Source organism: Sphingorhabdus sp., from assembly GCF_046154385.1.
Lineage (GTDB): Bacteria > Pseudomonadota > Alphaproteobacteria > Sphingomonadales > Sphingomonadaceae > Sphingorhabdus_B.
Genome location: NZ_JBJXFW010000045.1, coordinates 129,369 through 153,782 on the forward strand (window position 1 = coordinate 129,369; position 24,414 = coordinate 153,782).

Consider the following 24,414-nt stretch of genomic DNA (forward strand, 5'->3'; position numbering starts at 1 on the left):
ATGCACGCCTATCGCACGCACAAATGCGCCGAACTTCGCGCTTCCAATGTTGGGGACACCGTCCGTCTGTCCGGCTGGGTCCATCGCAAGCGGGATCACGGCGGAGTATTGTTCTTAGATTTGCGCGACCATTATGGCATGACGCAGATTGTGGCGGACAGTGATAGTCCGGCTTTGCCTATTCTTGAAGGGCTGCGCCTTGAAAGCGTTGTCACGATAGATGGCGTCGTAAAAGCACGCAGCGACTCGACCGTGAACCCGAACTTGCCCACCGGCGAGATCGAAGTGTTTGCGCGTGACGTGACCATTTTAAGCAAGTCCGAAGAATTGCCGCTGCCGATCGCAGGTGAGCAGGAATATCCCGAAGAAACGCGCCTGAAATACCGCTTCCTCGACCTGCGCCGCGAAACGCTGCACGCCAATATCGTGAAGCGCACGCAGATCATTCGCGAAACCCGCCGCCGGATGGAAGATATCGGCTTCACCGAATATTCGACGCCGATCCTGACCGCATCCAGCCCCGAAGGCGCGCGCGATTTCCTTGTGCCCAGCCGTATCCACCCCGGCACATTTTTCGCCCTGCCGCAGGCGCCACAGCAATATAAGCAATTGCTGATGGTTGCCGGTTTTGACCGCTATTTCCAGATTGCGCCCTGCTTCCGCGACGAAGACCCGCGCGCCGACCGTCTGCCCGGTGAATTTTACCAGCTCGACCTCGAAATGAGCTTTGTGACGCAAGAGGAAGTCTGGGAAACGATGGAACCCGTCATGGCCGGCGTGTTTGAAAGCTTCGCCGATGGCAGAAAAGTTACACCCGCAGGCGAATTCCCGCGCATTCCCTATTCGAAGGCGATGCTCGATTATGGCACCGACAAACCTGATTTGCGCAACCCCATCATCATCCATGATGTGACCGAGCATTTCCGCAAGAGCGGCTTTGGCCTGTTCGAGCGCATCGTTGAAGGCGGCGGCGTCGTGCGCGCTATCCCTGCGCCAGGCACGGCGGAAAAGAGCCGCAAATTCTTCGACGACATGAACGACTGGGCGCGCAGCGAAGGCCATGCAGGCCTTGGCTATGTGACGCGCAAGGGCGGCGAATTTGGTGGACCTATCGCGAAAAACCATGGCGAAGAGGGCATGAAGGCGCTGTATGAGGCCATCGGCCTTGGCCCCGATGACGGCTGCTTCTTTGCCGCTGGCAAGGAAGATCAGGCGGCAAAGCTGGCCGGTGCCGCACGCACCCGCACCGGCGAGCAGCTTGACGTGATTGAAAAGGATGCGTTCCGTTTCTGCTGGATTATCGATTTCCCCTTCTACGAATGGAGCGAAGAGGAAAAGAAGGTCGATTTTGCCCACAACCCGTTCTCGATGCCGCAAGGTGGCCTCGAAGCGTTGGAAACGCAGGACCCGTTGACCATCAAGGCATTCCAATATGACATGGTCTGCAACGGCTATGAACTTGCCTCTGGCTCGATCCGGAACCAGCATCCCGACCTGATGGTCAAGGCGTTCGAACTGACCGGTCTGACGCAGGCCGATGTCGAGGAACGTTTTGGCGGCATGTACCGTGCTTTCCAATATGGCGCTCCGCCACATGGCGGCATGGCGGCAGGTGTGGACCGTATGGTGATGTTGCTGTGCGGCGTGCAAAACCTGCGCGAAATCACTTTGTTCCCGATGAACCAGCGCGCCGAAGACCTGTTGATGGGCGCACCGTCGCCCGCCATGGCGAAACAATTGCGCGAATTGCACATCCGCGTGGTGGAGCAACCTTCTAAGGTCTGATTGTCCCGAAATCGGACGCGCTTTTTGACGCCCTTGTCTAGGCGGGCGTAAGGTGCTGAACCGCGCCGATGGCTACCGACCTTTCCGATTTCGAGTCCGGTGAAAAATATGACGGGGACTATGACGAAGGCCTGAAATCACTTCAGGACCGGCTTGCCGAACTGCAATCTTTGCACATCCTGCACGGTGCACGCACGTTAATCGTCATGGAAGGCTGGGACGCCGCGGGCAAGGGCGGCGCAATCAAACGGATGACGGCAACACTCGATCCACGTTATTATCAAGTCTATCCGGTGTCGGCCCCGACTGCAGAGGAAAAGGACAAGCATTTCCTGTGGCGGTTCTGGAACAAATTGCCGGGCAAACGGGAAATCAACATCTGGGACCGCAGCCATTATGGCCGCGTTCTGGTCGAACGGGTCGAGGGATTTTGCAGCGAAGCCGAATGGCGGCGCGGTTTTGACGAAATCAACGAATTTGAATCGCGGCAAGGTGAAATTGGTACAAAGATTATCAAGTTTTTCCTGCATGTTACACAGGCAACACAGGATAAAGTGTTAACCGAGCGTTTGAGCGATCCATCGAAGCGATGGAAAGTAACAGCGGAAGATTTTCGCAATCGCTCCAAGCGCGATGCCTATCTGGCCGCGATGAAAGATATGTTCAAACGCACCGACACCCATTGGGCACCCTGGACCGTGATTGACGGCAATAACCAAAAAGCGGCGCGCATAGCGGTGTTGAGCCATGTGGTAAAAGAACTGGAAGCCAGCGTTCCGCAGGAATTTCCCGAGGTGGATGCAGGGATCATGGCGTTGGCGACAACGACATTGGGGTATAAGACGGATTGAGGGGAACCTCACCGCTGCTGCCCTTCTCCAACTAAACCCGTGCCTTGCGGACTTGATTTCATATCCTCGCCCCTGAAACGGGGTATAGCGATAATTTGGGAATGGTCGAGCTACCCCAGATTGGATCGCGTTGTCAATTTCCCCTAACTTACGGCCGGTTTTAGAGTATCCGAAAACAACCGGGAATGTCTGGAAAGCGTTGGAAAAGTGAAGGGCGGGTTTTCAAACTTCAGCCAGCTAGATTTGGCGCTATCGTGCCGCCTTGCAGGCGAGGGTTTGTGAATTGGCGGGGCTGCTGGGGCCTGTAGCGCGAGGGCGGGCGTAGCGATGAGCAGGGACGCTCGTAGCGTTGTGCCGATATGATGGATAGCCGTTATTGCTCTAATACAGCCGCGAATGTTGGCCACCCTGCACGGGAATCGCCGCGCCACTGATGAAACTCGATTGGTCGGAGAGCAGGAATTCTATCGCGTCGGCGACGACATGCGATTCTCCCAACTTGCCCGATGCTGTGTAGCGTTCGAGCAGTTTTTCGAACAAAGCCGGTTCGGCCTCGGCAACGGGGTCGACCATTTCGGAATGGCAATAGCCGGGGCAAATCGCATTGACCCGGATGCCCTGCCGCGCATAGTCAATCGCTGCAGTTTTGGTCAGGCCGATGACACCCCATTTGCTGGCAACATAACCGCAATTGCCGATGTCGCCGCCGTTGAGACCGTAAGCCGACGATATATTTACAATCGATCCGCCGCCACTGTCGAGCATGGCTGGTATCTGGGCGCGCATGCTGGCGAAAACGCCGGTCAAGTTGATGTCGATAACGCTATGCCAGTCTTCGTCGGCAAAGTCCGCAACACCCTTGAACAGGCCGCCCGTGACACCCGCATTGTTTACCGCGCCGTCGAGCCGTCCAAAGCGATCAACGGTCTTTGCGACCATTGCATCGACATCGGACTGAACTGTGACGTCGCTTTGGATGAATATCCCTTCGCCGCCCGACGCTTCCATCTGCGCAACCACGGCGCGGCCCTGTTCCTCACGCCGCCCGGTAATCGCTACCTTCGCGCCCTTACTCGCCAGCAGTATCGCCGCCGTCGCACCAAGGCCCGATGTCGCGCCAGTAATCAGGATAACCTTGTTTTCGAGTCCGCTCATGATAAGTGCCCCTTCCCATACAAGGTGTAGCATGATTGGTTGCCCTAGCAAACAATCAAGGCTGACTTCCGCTTTTTTGGAATGCTAGGTAAGTTCCCTTTAGGGTCCGAAATGTTGTCCTGTTCGGAAAGTCCGCTTTTATCGCATATTTATGGAAAGCTGCCTTCCGTTAGCCGTTATACCAAGAGGCGAGGGAGGGGGTGAGCGCGATCCCTTATTCCGCCCTTTCCGAATATGAAATCCCGAGCACTTCCCATTCTTTCGGGCCTGTCGGTAGTGTCACCGTCTTCACATCGCCCACAGACGACCCACGCAATGCGCGGGCGAGGGGGGAGTTCCATCCGATCCGGCCTTCGCCAGCATCGGCCTCGTCATCGCCGACCAGTGTAATCGTGCGATGAACATCATCGGCATCGGCGATGGTGACGGACGCCCCGAAAAACACCCGGCTGCGGTCTTCCTGTAGCGACGGATCGAGAATTTTGGCGACCTTCATCTTCTTTGAAAGCTGCCCCAGTTCGCGGTCGATGGCGCGGAGTTTTTGGCGGCCATAGATGTAATCGCCATTTTCGCTGCGGTCGCCATTGCCGGCTGCCCAATGGACAATTTCGACCACCGCCGGACGATCGATGGCAAAAAGCTGTTCATAGCGTTCGCGCAAGGCTGCGAATCCGGCGGGGGTAATCGGGTTGGTACGTTCCATGGGGGTGACCTATGTCACCCCGGTGTCGACTTGCCCAGATAGGTGCTTAGCGGCGTTGCCGAACGCACCCGCGCTTTTTCGGGATGCAGATGATCATACATCACGGCGTTTTCGAGGACGCGGTACACATAATCGCGGGTTTCGCTGAGCGGGATTTTTTCGATCCACTCCATGATACCAATCTGGCCAGTCCGCGGATCACCATAGGCTTTCAACCATTTGTTCACATTGCCCGGGCCGCCATTATAGGCCGCAATCGCCAACGGATAGCTGCCGCCATAATAATCGAGCATTCGTTGAATATAGGTCGAACCGAGCGAGATATTATAATCGGTATCAACGGTCAGTGCATCGGGGCGATAGGCCATCGCGATCTTTCCGGATGTTTCGCGCGCCGTGCCGGGCATCAATTGCATCAACCCGCGCGCGCCAGCGTGACTGACGGCGGCTTTGTCAAACTGGCTTTCCTGACGCATGATCGCGTGGGCCAGCGTCCAGTTATGACTTTGCGAGGCCGGGACATCGACCGTGGGATATCCATTGCCAAGCAGATCGGCATAACCGAAATAACGCGCGCTGCGCCCCGCCATCACCGCCAGATCGGGACGATTGATTTTTTTCGACAAATTGATGGCTGCGACAAAATCCTGCGGTGTCTTTGCATTTTTGGAAATCGCCCGCAGGAAATTGCTTTGGTCCTTCCAGCTGCCATATTTCGATGCCAGCGCAGCGGCGAGAAACACTGTCGGTGTGCTCGCGTCTGTCAAAGGCGCAGGCGTGACGGCCACTTGCGGGACAGGCGGCAAGGGACGTCTGAGTTGTTCAAGCGATAATTGTCCGAAAAAACTGTCATAATATACGGCGGCTTGTTCGTAATAGCTGGTTGATCGGGCAGAGTCGCCATTTCTGGCCGCGGCCTTTCCGGCCCAATGCAATCCCTTGGATCGTGTTTGCGGTGATTTGGCGGCCGATGCATACAGGGCGAACATCGCGGCGGCATCGCCCGGACGGCCAAGCCGTTCAAGGGCAAGGCTGCCGGCCATCCATGTCAGGCTGGTATAATGATCGCGTGTCGACAGATCCTGATCGACCATCACCAATCCTGCGGGTGGGGCATCATCAACGCGTGAGGCGATCCGGTATGCCACATCATATTGGCCATCATTCGCTGCGGCCTGGGCATGGGTCAAAAGCAGCTTGTACCAGTCCTTCAATACCGGAACCGGCGCAACCAGTCGCGACCGGTTGGCCAACAATTCGCGCGCGGCAAAACTGTTGCCGGATAGACGCAAGGCATCTGCACGGGCGGCAAGCAAGCTTGCTTCGCCATTCGCGCCGTCGCCAGCTTCTTGCACCTTCAACGCTGCGTCCGGGCTGTTCAGGCGCGTTGCAAGCGCGGCGACAAATGCAGGCCGACGTTGCGGCGATGTAAGATCAATCCATCGTTGCGCGGCGCGCGTGGCGCTTGACCATAGCAAGCGGTCAACCCGTGCGTCATGATCCGCCGAGGTGAGCGCAGTGCCTGCGATCCGGTACAAACGTGTTTCGTCATCATCGCTCAAAAGGCCGCTGCGCCATGCTTCGCGCGCCATTGCGGTTGCGCGCGCTTTGTCTCCGGTGGCATCAAGCGCCATTGCATATTTTGCGCGACCGGCGTTGGTCAATGGCGGCAATCGGTCAAAATAGGCGACGGCCTGATTGGGGGAATAGGTCAACGGATTGATGGCCTGTTCCGCATTTTTCCGCATTTCTTCGGAATTGGGCCAATCGGGGTAGCTCATCAAAAAGGAAGCATATTCGCTAAAACTATAGCCAGTCGACGCGCTTAACACTTTCCATTGTTGCAGGGCGGCGGGGATTTTGCCTTCGCTCGGATCATATTGGACCATAGCAGGTGCGATTGGGGGAGCGCCCGTGGTGCTAGGCTGTGCAGGTTCCCCTGTGCCCCGTTGCCACTGGATTTCAGGTTGTTGTTGCGCCGCAGCCATCGCTGTCGCGGGAAGAATCAGCAGTGATGCCGAAATGAGATGCTTTACCATGCTGGACATATTATGTGCCCCATCCTTATCAGGTGCTGAACGAACGACTATATTCCCCATAGCTGACCCCTATGGTCCAAAATGAAAGTAATTAGCCATGTTTTCCGGATCAATACCCGCCCTAGTGACTCCTTTTTGCGACGGAGCGTTTAGCGAGAAGCATTTCCGGGCGTTGATCGACTGGCAAATCGAGCAAGGATCGAGCGCATTGGTGCCAGCAGGGACTACAGGTGAGGCATCGACGCTGTCCAATGCAGAGCATCATCGCGTGATCGAGGTGTGCATCGAACAGGCCGCCGGACGCGTGCCGATTATTGCGGGTTGCGGCTCAAACGATACAACAAACGCGATCCTGCACCTCAATTTCTCGAAGAAAAGCGGTGCGGCGGCGGGGCTCGTGGTGGCGCCTTATTACAACCGGCCTAATCAAGAGGGGATTTACGCCCATTTCCACCGGATGACCGAGAAAAACGACCTTCCGATTGTGCTGTATAATGTTCCGGCGCGGACCGTTACGGACATAAAGCCGGAAACCGTTGCGGCGCTGGCAAAACTGCCCACCGTGATTGGTATTAAAGACGCAAGTGGTGACTTGTCGCGGGTCACTGACCATCGTCTTGCGTGTCCCCCAGACTTTTGCCAACTGTCCGGTGTTGACGAACTGTCACTCGCATTCAATGCAAGCGGCGGGGTGGGGTGCATTTCAGTGACCGCCAATGTCGCGCCGAAGCTGTGCGCCGAGTTTCAGGCGGCATGTGCGACCGGCGATTATGAGTTGGCACGCAATCTGAATGACAAGCTATATCCCCTTCATTTGGCGTTGTTTTCTGATGCATCGCCCGGGCCGATCAAATATGCCCTGTCACGGGTGATCGAGGGATTTCCCACCGAATTGCGCCTGCCCATGACCCCGCCGTGCGAAGCCAGCCGTCGTCAGGTCGATGCCGCTTTGGAGAATGCAGGTCTTATCGGATGACGCGTCCCAAAACCGAAGAGTTTAACAAGGTCAAAACCGTCGCCGAAAACCGGCGCGCGCGCTATGATTACCATATCGACGACAAATATGAGGCCGGGATCGTGCTGACCGGGACAGAGGTCAAATCGCTGCGTTTTGGCGAAGGATCGATTGCGGAGAGTTATGCCGAGGTCAAGGATGAACAAATCTGGCTAATCAACGCCAATATCCCTGAATTCAGCCACGGAAATCGTTACAATCACGAACCCAAGCGCCCGCGTAAATTGCTCCTTAATGTTCGTGAAATAAACAAGTTGCATAGCGCCGTAATGCGTCAGGGTATGACGCTCGTCCCACTGTCGATTTATTTCAACGGACGGGGTCGGGCGAAGGTGGAACTGGCGCTGGCCAAGGGTAAAAAGGCGCCCGACAAAAGGGCAACGGAAAAAGAACGCGACTGGAAACGCGAACAGGGACGTATCATGCGAGATCGTGGATGAGCAAATTAGGCGCATGGATACAAAGGCAGGCCCCGACCCGCGACAGTTTTGAACGCAGCCGTTTTTTGCGTCCTTTTGCCAAGCGGGTGTTTCACCCCGCCTTGTGGCGATTTACCCGCCGCTCCGTCCCGCGCGGGGTTGCATTGGGCTTGCTCGTGGGCATTTTCCTTTTGGTTCCGGGCGTGCAAATTGCAGGAGTTGCATTGCTTGCACTTCCGGCCCGCGCAAATATTCCCATCGGCGCTGCAATGACGTTTCTCAGTATGCCGGCAACCACGCCGTTCATTTTGGTGGCATCGGTATATGTCGGCGAATCGGTGTTGCGCCTGAGTGGCGGTTCGGGCCGTTTCTATGAATTGATCCAGACCGGCGCACCCTTGTCGCAATGGGTCGACTTTGTTTGGACAGAAGCGCCAATGGCTTTTGTTCAAGGCGTGGCCGGTTTGGCGATTATTTCGGTTGTCGCGGCGGCGATCGGTTATGTTCTGGCTGCGTGGTTCTGGCGCTGGTGGATCAGTTCAAAATGGCGACGCCGGTCGAAAGCCATCGCCGCTAGTAGATAAGCACTCGCGCCATTGACTGGGCGCAATAGACTGGCTTCACTGTATTTTAGGGGAGTCGATCATGAATTTTTTGAAACTATGCACATTGGCCGCATCGGCATCGGCGCTGGCATTGGCTGTTCCGGCTTTGGCGCAAACGGCGCCTGCTTCTGAAGCACCTGCCAAGGACGGGCCGCAATTGGGCAGCTTTGGTTTTGATTTTGAAGGTATGGACCCGGCCACGGCGCCGGGTGATGATTTCTATCTTTTTGCCAACGGCAAATGGGCGGCAAAGACCGAAATTCCTGCCGACAAGTCCAATTATGGCATGTTCACTGCGCTTGACGATCTGTCCAAAGAACGGGTGAAGCTGGTTCTTGATGCCGAAAAGGACGTCAAGGGCAGCAAAGCGGGCGATATATATGCCAGCTATCTTGATGTGGCGACGGTCGAGAAAAAGGGTTTGAAGCCCATTCAGCCCTGGCTGAAGCAGGTGCGGAATATCAAGAGCAAGGCCGCGTTTGAAAAAATGTTGCCAACAGCGGCGCGCAACGGCGTAGGCGCGTTGTTTGGCGGATTTGTCGGGCAGGACGACAAAAATCCCGAAGTCTATATTTTCCAGATTTTTCAGGGCGGCACGGGCTTGCCAGATCGCGATATGTATCTGGTAGAAAATGACAAATTTGAATCGATTCGAAAAGCGTACAAGGAATATCTGGGCAAGATGTTGAGCCTTGCGGGTGAAAAAAACGCAAACATCCGTGCAGAAGCCATATTTGATATGGAAAAGAAAATAGCGGAAGTACAATGGACTAGAGAAGATAGTTCTGACGCAACCAAGACATATAACAAGATGTCATTGGCGCAACTGGACGCTATTACGCCGGGCGTGAAACTGTCGGCTGTCCTTAGCAAAGTTAGCCGGAATATCACCGAAGTTGTCGTCGGACAGCCCAGTGCGATCACCGGCATTGCGAAAATCTTTGCCCAGACCGATTTGGCGGTTCTGAAAGACCAGATGATCATAAACAGCCTGGCGGCCTATTCCAATGTGTTACCCGATTCGGTTTCGGACACCACATTCGCGTTTTACGGCACGACCTTGCAGGGGACGCCAAAGCGTGAACCACGCTGGAAACGCGGTGTTGCGTTGACCGAAGGCACAGTAGGGGATGAAGTGGGCAAGGCATATGCGGCCACATATTTCCCACCGGAAACCAAGGCTTCGATGGATGTCCTTGTGAAAAATGTATTGGCGGCGATGGGGCGTCGGATCGATGGTCTTGGCTGGATGCAGCCGGAAACCAAAGTCAAGGCACGGGCGAAGCTGGCGAATTTCACAACCAAGATCGGCTATCCTGATCGCTGGAAAGATTATTCGAAGCTGAAAATCGTGCGGGGCGACCTGTTTGGCAATGATATGCGGTCCAACCAATGGGGCTTTGACGACAATATTTCCAAGCTTGGCGGTCCCATCCGCCGTTGGGAATGGGGCATGTTGCCGCAAACGGTCAATGCCTATGCCAATTTCGGTATGAACGAAATCGTGTTCCCGGCCGCCATTTTGCAGCCGCCTTTCTTTGACCCTAAAGCTGACCCGGCCATCAACTATGGGGGTATCGGCGCGGTAATCGGGCATGAGGTCAGCCATCATTTCGATGATCAGGGCGCGAAATATGACCAGAATGGCAAGCTGTCCGATTGGTGGACCGAAAGTGACGTCAAGGCGTTTGAAGCCGCCGGAAAGCAACTGATCGCGCAATATGACGCCTATAAGATTTTCCCTGATGCATCGGTAAAGGGCGAATTTACGCTGGGCGAGAATATTGGCGATTTGGCCGGATTGACCATAGCATATGATGCCTATCGCACGTCTTTGAACGGCAAAGAGGCGCCGGTTATCGATGGTATGACCGGTGATCAGCGTTTCTTCCTTGGCTGGGCGCAGGTCTGGCGGCGCAACTATCGCGAGGCGAATTTGCGGCAACGGTTGATAACCGACCCGCACAGCCCGTCGGCGCAGCGCGTTTGGGTGGTGCGAAATCTTGACAAATGGTACGATGCGTTCCAGCCAAAAACCGACGGCAAATTGTACCTCAAGCCCGAGGAACGCGTTCGCATCTGGTAAGGAACCATTTTGACACCCCAAGTCCCGCCTCCGTCATTCGATATTCTAGGGCAGGAGGCGGAAGGTGTTTCGCACGCTGAACTTCAGCCGATAGTGTGGCTGGCGGGCGCGACGTTGGTTTCGCTCGCCATATTGTGGTTTGCGACACAGAATGTGGTCTTGTTGGGAAGCTGCGCTGCGGCGATGGTTGCGGCATGGGCTTTGGTCAATTTTGTCCGGCGCACCCGGCCGGTCGAGGCATCATTGCAGATGTTACCGCCCGATTGGTCGATAACCCATGCGGCCGCGCAACTAAGTGTAGCCGCAATCGCGATTAGCGACCGCGCCGGACGGCTGGTGTGTGCCAATGATCATTTCATCAAAGCTTTTCCCGGATTGAAAGCGCCGCCGGATCTGGGTGTTGATGACGTTAACCGCGAACATCTGGTCGCGGCGGGCAGGGCGGCGTGGCGCGACGGCAGCGCGCAGATAGAAATGCTGTCGATGGGCGAACGCCAATATGGCGTCAAAGTTGCGCGCGCCGGAACCGCCGACGAATATCTGTTGTGGCGGCTGGCCCCCATCGAGCGGCTGGATATTGAAAGCCGAGCCATCGAACTGGTGAGTGGGCGCATTGGCCGGGCGATGGCGCAAAATGGCGTGATGGCCGTTTCGATTGGCGACGATGGCCGGATCCGGGCTGCCAATATCGCATTTACCTTGCGCGCGACCGGCAGCGAGAGTGAAATCATCATCGGTCACCAATTTGCGAACTATATGCGAATGGACGAGGCAGGAAGCGTCTTTTTCGAAAGGGAAGGGCGGCGCGGCTTGCCAATCCGTTTGCTGAATATCGCATTGGCTGAAGATCAGGCCAACGGTTCATCATTGCTGCTCGCTGTTGACGAGGAAGGCGCGAAAGTGGAGCGCGGGCTCGCCTTGGCGCATGTCGAACAATTATTGTCGACCTTGCCATTGGGGTTGGCACTGGTGGATCGCAACGGTCGCTTTCTTTTCGCCAACGATGCCTTTGCTCGGGTGCTTGACCTTTTGCCAGAGGCGATTCCCCCCTATCCCGGCGATCTGGTTATTGCCGAAGATACCGCTGCAGTGCTCGACAGCATCCGCCGTTATGGGAGCGGCGCGATGACATCGGGGGATATTGCGGTCCGCCTGAAAGAACGCCCCGATGAAGTCATCGCGCTATCCATCGCAGGCGTCCGCGGTTTGGGTGAAGCAGCGGTTCTGCTTGGCCTGAAAGATAATAGCGAAGAAACAAAGCTGAAGCGCCAGGTCGCGCAGCAAACGAAGATGGAATCCATCGGGCAACTTGCAGGCGGCGTCGCCCATGATTTCAACAATATCCTGACCGCGATTATCGGTTATTGCGACCTGATGCTGATGCGGCACCAGCCGGGCGACGGCGATTATGACGATATCCAGCAGATCAAGAACAACTCCAACCGCGCGGCCAGCCTGACGCGGCAATTGCTTGCCTTTTCGCGTCAGCAAACCCTGCGTCCGCAGATTTTGCAATTGCCCGACGTGGTGGCCGATGTGTCCAGCCTGCTGAAGCGTTTGCTCGGGGAAACCGTCCGCCTGGAGGTGCATCACGGACGATCCTTGGGTCCTGTGCGCGCTGATCCCGGGCAGCTTGAACAGGTCATCGTCAATCTGGGCCTGAATGCCCGCGACGCGATGGACAAGGGCGGTGTTGTGCATATCAGCACCAAGTCCGTGTCAAAAGACGACGTGCGGGCGATGGGCAGCGATATTTTGCCGATCGGTGATTATGCCATGCTATCGGTCGAAGATAGCGGGTCGGGGATTTCGAAGGAGAATCTGGGCAAGATATTCGAACCCTTCTTTACGACCAAGGAAGTGGGCAAGGGCACGGGCCTGGGTCTTTCGACCGTCTATGGCATCGTGAAACAATCAGGTGGTTTCATTTTTGCCGAATCCGAACTGGGCCAGGGAACTCGCTTTGACATATATCTTCCTGTGCATGTGGGCGAAGCGCCTGTGGCCGATACCGGCAAAAAGGAATTTTACCGGCCCAAGGATTTGTGGGGCAGCGGCCGGATATTGATTGTCGAGGATGAAGATATGGTCCGAGCCGTGGCCGAACGAGCCTTGGTCCGGCAAGGCTATGTCGTGGAAACCGCTAGCGACGGAGAAGAGGCTTTGGCCTTGTTCGCCGATGGCAAGCGTTACGACCTTGTGGTGTCCGATGTTGTGATGCCCAATATGGATGGGCCGACTATGGCGCGGAACCTTCGCGGACAATTTGGCGATATCCGGCTGTTGTTCATGTCGGGCTATGCCGAGGAACAATTGCGCGAAACGATCAGTCTGGACAATGTTTCATTCCTGCCCAAACCGTTTTCGGTGCAGCAAATCGCCGAAGCCGTGCATGATGCGCTTGCAAAGGAGTAGGATGTGGGGTGTTGGGGACAGTCCCTGAAGGGACAGTCCCCGTCGAACTGCACCGGGGAATTGCACCGGGGACTGTCCCTTCAGGGACTGTCCCCAACACCAGAGGTTTTGCAAAAAACAGTTTAAATACCTAAAAAACAACACTAATAAAAATATGTTCCGCTCTTGTTCTTTAGGAACAAATGCCGTACATGTCTTTTTGTTCCGGTGATGTTCCGGACCCAGGCATGACGCTAAGGAGTGGAAAAATGGCAGCAAGTCTTAAAGTAATCGATGGAGTTCAGGCAAAGAATATGAACAGTTCAGATCGTGATAAAGCGCTGGAAGCAGCGTTGGCGCAGATTGATCGCGCTTTTGGTAAAGGTTCGGCAATGAAGCTGGGCAGCCGCGAGGCAATTGCAATTGATGCGGTTTCAACCGGCTCGTTAGGGCTTGATATTGCACTGGGCATTGGTGGCTTGCCAAAGGGGCGGGTCATCGAAATTTACGGTCCGGAAAGCTCGGGCAAGACAACGCTGACCCTGCACGCCATTGCCGAAGCGCAAAAGGCAGGGGGCACGGCGGCCTTTATCGACGCAGAGCATGCGCTTGATCCTGCTTATGCCAAGAAATTGGGCGTCGATATCGACAATCTGATCGTGTCGCAGCCGGATACGGGCGAGCAGGCGCTGGAAATTGCCGATACGCTGGTCCGGTCCAATGCCGTTGATATTTTGGTCATCGACTCGGTTGCGGCACTGGTGCCGCGCGCTGAAATCGAGGGCGAAATGGGCGACAGCCATGTCGGCCTTCAAGCCCGCTTGATGAGCCAGGCGCTCCGCAAGATTACCGGTTCGATCAGCCGGTCGAACTGCATGGTGATCTTCATCAACCAGATTCGTATGAAGATCGGCGTGATGTATGGTTCGCCCGAAACCACGACCGGCGGTAACGCGCTCAAATTCTACGCATCGGTCCGTCTCGACATCCGCCGCACCGGCCAGATCAAGCAGGGTGAGGATATTGTCGGCAACACCACGCGCGTCAAAGTCGTAAAGAACAAGGTGGCGCCGCCCTTCAAGCAGGTCGAATTCGACATCATGTACGGGCAAGGGATTTCCAAGACCGGCGAGCTGCTCGATCTGGGTGTGAAGGCCGGTATCGTCGAAAAATCGGGCAGCTGGTTCAGCTATGATTCGATCCGCATCGGGCAGGGGCGTGAAAACTCCAAAACCTATCTGACCGAAAATCCCGAAGTGGCCGCGAAACTCGAAGCTGCGATCCGCGGCAAGACCGAGGAAGTGGCCGAGGTATTGATGACCGGATCGGACGCAGAGGACGATAGCGCAGAATAAATATCCTCTCTCCCCTTAGAGGATTAAGCGCGGTCTTGCCTGAGACCGCTGCTTTAGACCCGCCCTGGTCCACCCCGGGGCGGGTCATTTTGTCGGGGCTTGAGCATTTTACCGTCCTTGACAGGGGCAAAGGTAAAAGCCCATCTGCTGCCATGAATCCCGCCATCCACCTTCTGGGGCTTCCCACGGACCAGAACAGCTCGTTCGAACGCGGCGCGGCGCTCGGTCCCGGCGCAATCCGCGCGGCGTTGTGGAGCGAACGGGGCAATATGTCGTCCGAATCGGGGCTGGAAATAGGCAAAGATATAGAGCTGGTCGATCATGGCGACCTGCCACTGACCGACACCGATTGCGCTGCCGACGATGCGATGATTGACACAGCAGTGGCGGGCATTCTCGCCCAAGGTGGTATCCCGCTGGCACTGGGCGGCGACCATGCCGTGACCTTTCCGCTCGTTGCAGCCGTGGCAGCGCACTATGGCCCTCTGAATATCCTGCATTTCGATGCCCATCCCGACCTCTATGACGATTTCGAAGGCAATCCGCGTAGCCATGCCTCGCCCTTCGCCCGCATCCTGGAGGGCGGCCATGTCAATCGTCTGGTTCAACTCGGCATCCGCACCCTTAACCGCCACTGCCGCGAACAGGCAGACCGCTTCGGCGTCGAAATCATCCCCATGGCCGACTTCAGCCCCGCTCAGGTGCCGGTGCTGGACGGCCCGCTCTATATCAGCATCGACCTCGACGGCATCGACCCCTCCGAAGCCCCCGGAGTCGCCCATCCTGAACCCGGCGGTCTCACCGTCCGCGAGGTCATGGCTGTCCTCGCCCGCCAAACAGGCCGTATTGTGGGCGCTGATATCGTCGAGCTCAACCCGGCCCACGACCGAAACGCCGTCACCGCCACCCTCGCAGCCAAGCTCCTCAAAGAGCTCGCAAGCTTCAGCCGAGTCAACAAAACCCATTTTTAGGAGAGCAAAATGTCACTCATCGTCCACCATCTCAACAATTCCCGGTCCCAGCGTATCCTCTGGTTGTTGGAGGAATTAAACACCTCTTACGAAATCAATCACCACCAACGCGACGCCGTCACCAACCTCGCTCCGCCGGAATTGCTTGCCATCCATCCGCTTGGCAAATCGCCGGTGATCGAAGACGACGGCAAGATAATCTACGAATCCGCAGCCATCGTCGAATATATCTGCGAACGCCACGGCGGCGCGGATCTCGTTCCGGCACGCGGCACCGACGACCATATCCGCTATCTTGAATATCTCCATTTTGCCGAAGGTTCGGTGATGACACCGATCCTTCTCAACATTTATACGTCGCGTCTTGGCGATGCGGCCGCACCGCTGCGTCCCCGCATCGACCAACAATTGCAAAGCCATTTCCAATATATGGAAGACCAGTTGCTTTCATCGGGCTGGTTTGTCGGCGAAAACTTGTCCGGCGCTGACATCATGCTCAGCTTTCCGGCAGAAGCCGCCGTTAAAATGGGCTATGCTGCCGATAAACCCAAATTGACCGCTTTTGTCGCCGCCATTCATGCGCGGCCTGCCTATCAAAGGGCACTCGAAAAGGGCGGACCTTATGCTTACGCCTGAATTTTTGACGATTGGCGCACATTCTTGTCCGTTACATGTTCCATCTATCTGGAAATCCATCTAAGTCGCTCACGCTATGACCTCAACAAATGACATCCGCCGCGGTTTTCTCGACTATTTTGGCAACGCCCAGCATGACGTAGTGCAGTCTGCAGCGCTAGTGCCTTACAATGACCCGACGTTGATGTTCGTCAACGCCGGGATGGTGCCGTTCAAAAATGTTTTTACCGGCCTTGAAAGCCGGGAGATTCCGCGGGCGACATCAAGCCAGAAATGCGTGCGCGCCGGTGGCAAGCATAATGACCTCGACAATGTCGGCTATACCGCACGGCACCATACTTTCTTTGAAATGCTGGGGAATTTCTCCTTCGGCGATTATTTCAAGGAAGAGGCGATTGTTCATGCATGGACGTTGCTGACGAAAGTCTGGGGACTTGATCCCAACCGTTTGACGACCACGGTCTATCATACCGATGACGAGGCGTTTGACCTGTGGCGCAAAATTGCGGGCCTTCCTGAAGAACGTATCATCCGCATCGCAACCAACGACAATTTCTGGTCGATGGGCGATACCGGGCCGTGCGGACCATGCAGCGAGATTTTCTACGATCATGGCGACCATATTTTTGGTGGCCCTCCCGGAAGTCCGGATGAAGATGGTGACCGCTTTGTTGAAATCTGGAACTTGGTCTTCATGCAGTTTGAACGGCATGATGATGGCTCGCAGACCGCTTTGCCCAAACCGTCGATCGACACCGGCATGGGGCTGGAACGCATCGCGGCGGTGTTGCAGGGTGTCCACGACAATTATGATACCGATACGTTCAAGGCGCTGATTGCGGCATCGCAAGAACTGACAGGAACCAAGGCCGAAGGCGAACAGATGGCCAGCCACCGGGTCATTGCCGACCATCTTCGGTCGACCAGCTTCCTGCTAGCGGACGGGGTCATGCCGTCCAACGAAGGCCGCGGCTATGTACTGCGCCGCATCATGCGCCGCGCGATGCGCCATGCCCATATTCTGGGGGCGAAAGAACCGTTGATGCACCGTCTCGTGGGCAATCTGGTGTCCGAAATGGGCGCAGCTTACCCCGAACTGATCCGCGCGCAGCAGTTGATCGAGGCGACGCTGAATCAGGAAGAAACGCAATTCCGCCGCACGCTGGACAAGGGGTTGAAGCTGCTGGATGAAGCGACAGCGGGCATGAAAACAGGCGATACGCTTGCCGGTGAAACCGTGTTCAAGCTTTATGATACGTTCGGCTTTCCCTATGATTTGACCGAAGATGCCTTGCGCGCTCAAGGGTTTGGCATCGATGCTGCGGGCTTCGAAGCCGCCATGACCGCACAAAAGGAACGCGCGCGGGCGGCATGGAAAGGTTCGGGCGCCAAGGCATCAGACGATGTCTGGTTCGATATTGCCGAACGAGTCGGTTCGACCGAATTTACCGGTTATTCCGCCAGCGAAGGTGAAGGTCAGGTGTTGGCCCTGGTCAAGGATGGTGCCGAGGTGCAGTCCGCGATTGCCGGTGATACTGTCACGGTCATCACCAACCAGACGCCATTTTATGGTGAAAGTGGCGGACAGATGGGCGACGCCGGGACCATTTCTGGCGCGTCGATGCGCGGTGAAGTGACCGACACCGCCAAGCCGCTTGGTCGATTGCATGCACATCAGGTTTCGTTGACCGGCGGTGAAATCAAAGTGGGTGATGTCGTCACGCTGAAAATCGATACCAAACGCCGCGATGCCTTGCGTGCGAACCACAGTGCGACCCATTTGCTGCATGCCGCGCTGCGGACTAGCTTGGGCGGCCATGTGACGCAAAAGGGCAGCCTTGTTGCGCCGGAACGTTTGCGCTTTGACTTCTCGCACAATCAGGCGGTGTCTGCGGAAGAAATGGCGCGGATTGAAGCTGATGTGAACGCGCAGATTCGCGGCAATCGGCCGGTAACGACGCGGCTCATGACCCCGGACGATGCTGTGGCCGCCGGTGCGCTTGCCCTGTTCGGCGAGAAATATGGCGACGAAGTCCGCGTGCTCAGCATGGGCGACGCAGAAGGTGTAAATTACTCGGTCGAATTGTGCGGTGGAACGCACGTTACGGCGCTTGGCGACATTGCCCTGTTCACGGTCCTCTCCGAAGGTGCTGTGGCCAGTGGTATTCGCCGGATCGAAGCATTGACGGGCGAAGCGGCACGGCAACATTTGGCCGGCCGCGAGGGTCAGCTGAAGGATGTGGCCGCCCTTTTGAAAACCGCACCGGATGAAGTCGCGGCGCGGGTCGAAACCCTGCTTGTCGAACGCAAGCGGCTTGAAAAGGAACTGGGTGAAGCCAAAACGGCACTCGCGCTTTCGGGCGGCTCTGGACCCAAATTGGAGGCAGAGGATATCAACGGCGTTTCGTTCATGGGTCAGGTCATCGCGGGAATCGACCCCAAGGCTCTGCGCGGATTGGCGGACGACCAGATGAAGGCCATTGGAACCGGCGTCGTGGCAATCGTGGCGGCGAATGAGGCGAGTAATACCGTTGTCGTGGCTGTCTCTCCAACGCTGCATGGGAAAATTACAGCACCTGATCTTGTCCGTGCAGCGACCGCTGCAATGGGCGGGCAGGGCGGGGGTGGCCGGCCTGATATGGCGCAAGGCGGCGGGCCTGAGGGTGCCGAACAGGCGCAGGCCGCACTCGACGCGATCAAGCTTGCGCTCAAGTCCTAACGCATTGGTGCCTTGTCAAAGCCGAGCCAAGGCCTGCAGGGCATCTCCCGGCGGGAAGTGATCGGGAACGCGGTCGTCAATGGCCGAATCCATCCGGTCGACGCCCGCATACCAGTCATCTTCGATCGAGGGATCGTGGAGCACAGCGTCAATCGCGGCGGTCAATTCGTAAGTATGTGGTGGCAAACCGTTCACCCGCATTGCCGTCCAAAGTGAAACGTTGAGCCATTGTTTAATCGGGTCGTTGGCGACAGGATAGGGAATAAGGCCCGTTCCGCTTTCAAAACGGCGCAGACACGCCGGGAGATCAAGGGAAACCATGGCTCGACATGCAAAAGGCCGGTCAACATGAATGCTGCACATGCCATCGACAAGAAAAGCGCATGGGTTAGCGGGATCAATGACCCTTGTCAGATCACCGCGACCCGCCGCAAGTTTGGTCGCAATCCGCACCTCATGGTCGGCAATCGCTTTTGTTCGGCGCAGTCGCCGGGCAATATAGAAAACCTCCACCGCGTTGACGGATACTTGCTGATGGCAACAGCTACCGCATCCTTTGCTGCAAGCGACTTTTTGTGCGGGCTTGTAACGCGACATGCTGGCTTCGCCAACCGCGCGATAAATTTCGACAAGCTGGTCAGTAGTTTCAGCCGTGCGTGCGGCCGCAAGGCGGGCGAAGTAACGGACCAACGCAATGCTCTCATCGGGATTAAATGCACTCGATCCCGCTGCAAATTCCCCCATGCACCCTTTTACCATAAGATGGCGAATAAGGTGCGGCGGTTTCAGCTTCGACATGATCGATCTTTCGGTTGGGACTTTTGCAGATTCGGCGAACAACTGCGCGTCGCGTATGACGGATTCATGACCAACCTTGGGAAACTCACCGCCTTGCCGTTGGGTTGCCGTGATCTAGGAGGAACCTAGTGCAGATCGTGGGTTTGCAATTTGAGTTTTGGCGCTTCGTCAAGGCCACCCTGGTCCATTATGATGCGCCGGAATTCGTCGCGCTTTTCATGGATTGAAGCGATTACAAAGCCCATCGGGATTCCCAAATCGACCAGCACGGCTTCTGATAACTGCAGCGAGCTTTCAAGTGTTTCCGGCACCGCATCAGTGACACCGGCTCTATAAAGTTCTGCGGCATGGTCTGCATCGCGGGCGCGGGATATGATCGTTAGGTCCGGAAAATCGAACCGGATGCGTTTGACAATACGGGCGGCGAGTACAGGCTCGTCCATCGTAAGGATAAGCGCCTTGGCACCTGCAATGTCCAGCTTCTCCAGTACTTCTGGTCTGGAGACGTCGCCAAACATAACGTCATAGCCCCTCCGCCGCGCCGACGTAACCGCATCAATATTAGCCTCTACCGCGATATAAGGTTGCTCATGTCGGATAAGCATATCTGCGATCAGCATCCCGACACGTCCAAAGCCTACGATTATTGCCCGGTCCATTGGTGTTGCGGTTTCCGCACGCAACGGCTCGCTTTCGCGCAATTCAATCCGTTTTGCCATATCATGGCCAATGCGGGCCAAAATGGGCGTGATTGTGAGTCCGATGGCCGTCGCAGCCTGCCAGAAAGTGGCCGTTTCTTTGTCGATCAATTGGGCTGCACTTGCCGCCGCCAATACGATTAGTGTCGTTTCCGACGGGCTCGACATCAACAATCCGGTTTCGGTAGCCGTGCCAGTGCGCGCTCCGGCCAGTTTGAGCAGACCTCCCGTGACTAAGGACTTTGCGATTATTATGCCTGAAATAGCGGCGGCCAATAAAGACCAGTTTGCACGAATAAAATTAAGATCGATTTGCATGCCAATCGTGATCAGGAATACCCCAAGTGCTAAGCCCTTAAAGGGTGCAGTTATGACTTCCACTTCATGCCGATAATCCGTTTCGGCGATCAGCAAGCCTGCGATCAATGCCCCAAAAATCGGGGAAAGGCCTACCGCGCTAGTTGCAAGACTTGCGATTATGACAACCAGCAAACTTGCTGCCAAAAACAGCTCAGGGCTTTTGGTCCTGGCGGCTTGACCGAACAGATAGGGCAACATGACCCGGCCCAATAATAGCATGAGGCCAACAACCAATGCGCCTTCCATTATAACAGTCACCAGCCCGTCAAAAGACCCGCTCGCAGCTTTGGGAGCCAAAGCACCAAGGAAAAAGATGATTGGAACAATCGCAAGATCTTCAAATAACAGCATGCCCAATGCTCGCTGACCTACGGCCGATTGTGTTCCTGCGATTGGAATAACGAGAGCTGTGGAGGAGAGCGCCAATGCCAGACCCAACCCAATTGCGCTCGCCCAACTATAATCGAGAAACGAGAGACCAAGAGCAATGAGAAGGCCGCCGCCAAATAATTGAGCCGGACCTAAGCCAAAAACGGTCCTTCGCATTTTCCAAAGCCGCCGGAATGAAAGCTCCAACCCGATGGTGAACAATAGCAATATTATTCCATAGTCACCTAACGGGCTTATTTCTTCGACATCAGAAATAGTGATCCAGCGCAACCACGGGAAACTGTCGGCTAGGGAGCCAAGTCCAAAGGGGCCAACCAACACGCCGACCAACAAAAAACCGACAATAGGATTGATGCGGACGCGGGCAAATGCCGGTATGACAACACCTGCCGCGCCCAAGATTACCAGCGCATTGCTGAGGCCGTCTGTTTGGAGTTCGCCTGCCATGTCGCTTTAGTACGCACATGCGGTGAGGAAAGGGAAGGGCCGGACATATAAAAAAGCGCAAGACCGGTGCCTCGCGCTTTTTCTATCTTTGCAATTCTACCTTCGAAACACTTGCAATTATTGCCAGCTACCCATTCTGTTTTCGAGGTTAAGGCGAACCTGCTCAAAAAATTGTTCTGTTGTCATCCATGCCTGATCCGGTCCGATTAGGATGGCAAGATCTTTGGTCATGTGGCCGTCTTCAACCGTTTGAATGCAGACTTCTTCCAAAGTTTCCGCGAACCGGGTCACTTCGGGAGTTTCATCAAATTTTCCACGGAACTTCAAACCGCCGGTCCATGCAAAAATGGAAGCAATAGGATTGGTCGACGTTGCCTTACCTTGCTGATGTTGACGGAAGTGCCGGGTAACGGTTCCATGTGCGGCTTCGGCCTCCACGGTTTTCCCATCTGGTGTCATCAAGATAGACGTCATCAGACCTAATGAGCCAAAACCCTGGGCGACCTGATCGGACTGCACATCGCCGTCATAATTCTTGCACGCCCAGATAAACTTGCCTGACCATTTCAGTGCCGATGCAACCATGTCGTCGATCAGGCGGTGTTCGTAAACAATACCCAGTTCCTTAAACTTCGCCTCAAATTCATTTTCATATACGTCCTGAAAGATGTCTTTGAACCGGCCGTCATAGGCTTTTAATATTGTGTTTTTGGTCGACAGATAAACCGGCCATTGCCGGCCTACGCCATAATTGAGCGAGGCGCGGGCAAAGTCGCGGATTGAGTCATCAAGATTGTACATCGCCATAGCGACGCCCGACGACGGATAACGGAACACTTCTTCGTCTATAGTTCGGCCATCATCACCATCCCAAACCAGGCGCAATGTGCCGGGGCCCGGTACCAGAAAGTCGGTCGCGCGATACTGGTCACCAAATGCGTGACGCCCGACAACGATTGGGTCGGTCCAGCCGGGGATCAGGCGAGGTACGTTCTGAATGACGATAGGTTCACGGAAAACAACGCCGCCAAGAATGTTGCGAATTGTTCCATTCGGCGACTTCCACATCTTCTTGAGCGCGAATTCCTCAACCCGGGCCTCGTCGGGTGTAATGGTCGCGCATTTAACCCCTACGCCATATTCGCGGATCGCATTCGCCGAATCAACCGTAATACGGTCATCGGTCTCATCGCGCTTTTCAACGCCCAAGTCGTAATATTTGAGATCGATATCCAGATACGGAAGAATCAAGCGTTCGCGTATCCATTCCCAGATGATGCGGGTCATTTCGTCACCATCTAGTTCGACGACTGGATTTTTCACCTTGATTTTTGCCATGACGGGACGCGCTTTCCATTGGGATGATGAGATCTTTGAGCGGAGCCATAGCAAAGTCTGCCATATGTTCAACTGCGCTATAACGCGCAATGCACGTGGCGGAAATGGTTGTAACATCGCACGCCATCCCCTAGCTAGGGCGGATGAGCAGACAAGAACTGACAAACCGGGGTACCGGGGTCGCAAAATGGTCGTTTCCCCCCGTTCATCCAGAAGGCCGAAAATTTGGTCTGATTGCGGGTGGGTTGACTTTATTTTTCGCCCTTATGGCTTGGGAAACGCTTGCGTGGCCGATGGCTGCGGTTACTGTCTGGACCCTTGCATTTTTCCGCGACCCAGTCCGCGCGACCCCGATCGATGACCGATTTGTCGTATCGCCGGCTGATGGCCTAGTAACTTTGATCGAACGGGTAATGCCGCCTTCCGAACTTTCCGGACCTGACGGTTTGGGCGATCAACCTTTGACCCGCGTTTCAATATTCATGAGCGTGTTTGACGTTCACATCAACCGAACGCCAATTCGGGGTACTATAAAGCAAGTGGTTTATATCGCCGGCAAATTTCTGAACGCTGATTTGGATAAAGCTAGCGAAGAAAATGAACGTCAGCATTTCCTTGTGGAACGCAGCGATGGAGTACGCATCGGGTTCACGCAAATTGCCGGCTTGGTTGCGCGGCGAATCATCGCGTTTGTCAAAGAAGGAGATAGCGTCGCAAACGGACAACGCGTCGGACTTATTCGCTTTGGTAGTCGCGTGGATGTTTATTTACCGCAGGGTACGGCATCACGCGTCATAAAAGGTCAGCGATGTATCGCCGGCGAAACGGTAATTGCGGAACTTGGGGTCGACCAGGATCTGGTCGCTATCGCGCATTGATGAAAAATGGTTCGACCCTTCCTGGAATATCGCTAAGGGCACTGGCCCCCAATGCGGTAACGGCACTGGCGCTGTGCACAGGTCTATCCGGTGCCTGGTTCGCATTGCAGGGGCGCTGGGAAAGCGCTGTGGCCGCGATTGTCGTTGCGGGTGTATTAGACGCAATGGATGGCCGGATAGCACGGTTGTTAAAAGGCGAAAGCCGTTTTGGCGCAGAACTTGATTCATTGTCGGATGTAATTTCGTTCGGTGCGACTCCAGCCCTGATCATATATATTTGGGTGATGCAGGATATGCCCCGCTTTGGCTGGACGATCTGTGTGTTCTTTGTGCTGTGTGCGGCGCTTCGTTTGGCGCGTTTTAATGCGCGGATCGATACCGATGATCAGCCCCATAAATCAGCCGGATTTAACACGGGAGTGCCATCGCCGCCCGGTGCCGGACTGGCCTTGCTACCTATGCTAATCTGGTTCGAAACAGGAGGAGAATGGGTTAGGGATTACCGTTTTATCGCGCCCTGGCTCCTCATTGTTGCCGTGCTCATGATTTCAAATGTCGCAACTTTCAGTTGGTCATCCATCAAGGTTCGCCCAAGTTTTCGCTTCATCGCATTGGCCGGCGTCGGCCTTTTTGGTGCAACTTTAGTTGCCGCCCCATGGGTCGCTTTGATCGGTGCGAGTGTTTTTTATTTGGGTCTTTTGCCATTCAGCATCATGAGTTACGCAAAAGTAAAACGCGCACGAAAAGCGGCCACTTTAGAATCTTGACGTTG

The 24,414-nt window shown here is 55.5% G+C and carries 19 protein-coding genes; 13 read left to right on the top strand and 6 right to left on the bottom strand.

Features of this window, described 5'->3' with window-relative positions; translation table 11 throughout:
- Together aspS and ACKVOS_RS09185 are read left to right on the top strand one after the other, a co-directional pair.
- The gene (gene aspS / locus ACKVOS_RS09180; protein WP_409211708.1) at positions 1-1,785 is read left to right on the top strand and encodes an aspartate--tRNA ligase; all 1,785 of its coding nucleotides are present in this window, start codon (positions 1-3) and stop codon (positions 1,783-1,785) included.
- Between the two features lie 68 nt (positions 1,786-1,853).
- A complete protein-coding gene (locus ACKVOS_RS09185) occupies positions 1,854-2,636 on the top strand; it encodes a polyphosphate kinase 2 family protein (protein ID WP_409211709.1) in 783 nt (260 codons plus the stop codon).
- Between the two features lie 381 nt (positions 2,637-3,017).
- Here the strand turns inward: ACKVOS_RS09185 and ACKVOS_RS09190 are convergent, their stop codons facing one another.
- The 3 genes from ACKVOS_RS09190 to ACKVOS_RS09200 all read right to left on the bottom strand — a co-directional run bounded on the left by ACKVOS_RS09190 (position 3,018) and on the right by ACKVOS_RS09200 (position 6,542).
- Positions 3,018-3,791 carry an SDR family NAD(P)-dependent oxidoreductase gene (locus ACKVOS_RS09190; protein ID WP_409211710.1) on the bottom strand — a complete coding sequence of 258 codons (774 nt, stop codon included), beginning with the start codon at positions 3,789-3,791 and terminating at the stop codon, positions 3,018-3,020.
- A 214-nt stretch (positions 3,792-4,005) separates the two neighbouring features.
- Positions 4,006-4,494: a GreA/GreB family elongation factor gene (locus tag ACKVOS_RS09195; RefSeq protein WP_409211711.1), complete on the bottom strand. Its 489-nt coding sequence runs from the start codon at positions 4,492-4,494 to the stop codon at positions 4,006-4,008.
- A 14-nt stretch (positions 4,495-4,508) separates the two neighbouring features.
- Positions 4,509-6,542, bottom strand: coding sequence for a transglycosylase SLT domain-containing protein (locus ACKVOS_RS09200; RefSeq protein WP_409211712.1), 2,034 nt, complete (start codon positions 6,540-6,542; stop codon positions 4,509-4,511).
- A gap of 88 nt (positions 6,543-6,630) precedes the next feature.
- Between ACKVOS_RS09200 and dapA the strand changes: the two genes are divergently transcribed.
- The 9 genes from dapA (at position 6,631) to alaS (ending at position 18,733) form a co-directional block, all read left to right on the top strand.
- Positions 6,631-7,509, top strand: a complete 879-nt coding sequence (gene dapA / locus ACKVOS_RS09205; protein WP_409211713.1) for a 4-hydroxy-tetrahydrodipicolinate synthase — start codon at positions 6,631-6,633, stop codon at positions 7,507-7,509.
- Positions 7,506-7,988 carry an SsrA-binding protein SmpB gene (smpB, locus tag ACKVOS_RS09210; RefSeq protein ID WP_409211714.1) on the top strand — a complete coding sequence of 161 codons (483 nt, stop codon included), beginning with the start codon at positions 7,506-7,508 and terminating at the stop codon, positions 7,986-7,988. The genes dapA and smpB overlap by 4 nt, the downstream gene beginning before the upstream one ends.
- Positions 7,985-8,551 (top strand): DUF2062 domain-containing protein, encoded by a 567-nt coding sequence (locus ACKVOS_RS09215; RefSeq protein ID WP_409211715.1) that lies wholly within the window; start codon positions 7,985-7,987, stop codon positions 8,549-8,551. Before smpB ends, ACKVOS_RS09215 begins: the two co-directional genes overlap by 4 nt.
- A gap of 61 nt (positions 8,552-8,612) precedes the next feature.
- Positions 8,613-10,658 carry a M13 family metallopeptidase gene (locus tag ACKVOS_RS09220; protein ID WP_409211716.1) on the top strand — a complete coding sequence of 682 codons (2,046 nt, stop codon included), beginning with the start codon at positions 8,613-8,615 and terminating at the stop codon, positions 10,656-10,658.
- 42 nt (positions 10,659-10,700) lie between these two features.
- Positions 10,701-13,073: a response regulator gene (locus tag ACKVOS_RS09225; protein ID WP_409211785.1), complete on the top strand. Its 2,373-nt coding sequence runs from the start codon at positions 10,701-10,703 to the stop codon at positions 13,071-13,073.
- 248 nt (positions 13,074-13,321) lie between these two features.
- A complete protein-coding gene (gene recA, locus ACKVOS_RS09230) occupies positions 13,322-14,407 on the top strand; it encodes a recombinase RecA (protein ID WP_409211717.1) in 1,086 nt (361 codons plus the stop codon).
- 152 nt (positions 14,408-14,559) lie between these two features.
- Positions 14,560-15,378 (top strand): agmatinase, encoded by an 819-nt coding sequence (gene speB, locus ACKVOS_RS09235; RefSeq protein ID WP_409211718.1) that lies wholly within the window; start codon positions 14,560-14,562, stop codon positions 15,376-15,378.
- A gap of 9 nt (positions 15,379-15,387) precedes the next feature.
- Complete coding sequence (locus tag ACKVOS_RS09240; protein WP_409211719.1) at positions 15,388-16,014, top strand: glutathione S-transferase family protein; 627 nt, start codon at positions 15,388-15,390, stop codon at positions 16,012-16,014.
- Between the two features lie 76 nt (positions 16,015-16,090).
- Positions 16,091-18,733: an alanine--tRNA ligase gene (gene alaS, locus ACKVOS_RS09245; RefSeq protein WP_409211720.1), complete on the top strand. Its 2,643-nt coding sequence runs from the start codon at positions 16,091-16,093 to the stop codon at positions 18,731-18,733.
- 15 nt (positions 18,734-18,748) lie between these two features.
- On the opposite strand, the gene ACKVOS_RS09250 is transcribed toward alaS, so the two are convergent.
- The 3 genes from ACKVOS_RS09250 to ACKVOS_RS09260 form a co-directional block, all read right to left on the bottom strand.
- The gene (locus ACKVOS_RS09250) at positions 18,749-19,531 is read right to left on the bottom strand and encodes a YkgJ family cysteine cluster protein (RefSeq protein ID WP_409211721.1); all 783 of its coding nucleotides are present in this window, start codon (positions 19,529-19,531) and stop codon (positions 18,749-18,751) included.
- Between the two features lie 125 nt (positions 19,532-19,656).
- Positions 19,657-21,426, bottom strand: coding sequence for a cation:proton antiporter (locus tag ACKVOS_RS09255; protein WP_409211722.1), 1,770 nt, complete (start codon positions 21,424-21,426; stop codon positions 19,657-19,659).
- Positions 21,427-21,543: 117 nt separating this feature from the next.
- The gene (locus ACKVOS_RS09260; RefSeq protein ID WP_409211723.1) at positions 21,544-22,764 is read right to left on the bottom strand and encodes an NADP-dependent isocitrate dehydrogenase; all 1,221 of its coding nucleotides are present in this window, start codon (positions 22,762-22,764) and stop codon (positions 21,544-21,546) included.
- A 143-nt stretch (positions 22,765-22,907) separates the two neighbouring features.
- Between ACKVOS_RS09260 and ACKVOS_RS09265 the strand changes: the two genes are divergently transcribed.
- Positions 22,908-23,642, top strand: a complete 735-nt coding sequence (locus ACKVOS_RS09265) for a phosphatidylserine decarboxylase (RefSeq protein ID WP_409211724.1) — start codon at positions 22,908-22,910, stop codon at positions 23,640-23,642.
- A complete protein-coding gene (locus tag ACKVOS_RS09270) occupies positions 23,642-24,409 on the top strand; it encodes a CDP-alcohol phosphatidyltransferase family protein (protein ID WP_409211725.1) in 768 nt (255 codons plus the stop codon). The genes ACKVOS_RS09265 and ACKVOS_RS09270 overlap by 1 nt, the downstream gene beginning before the upstream one ends.
- Positions 24,410-24,414 lie beyond the last annotated feature (5 nt).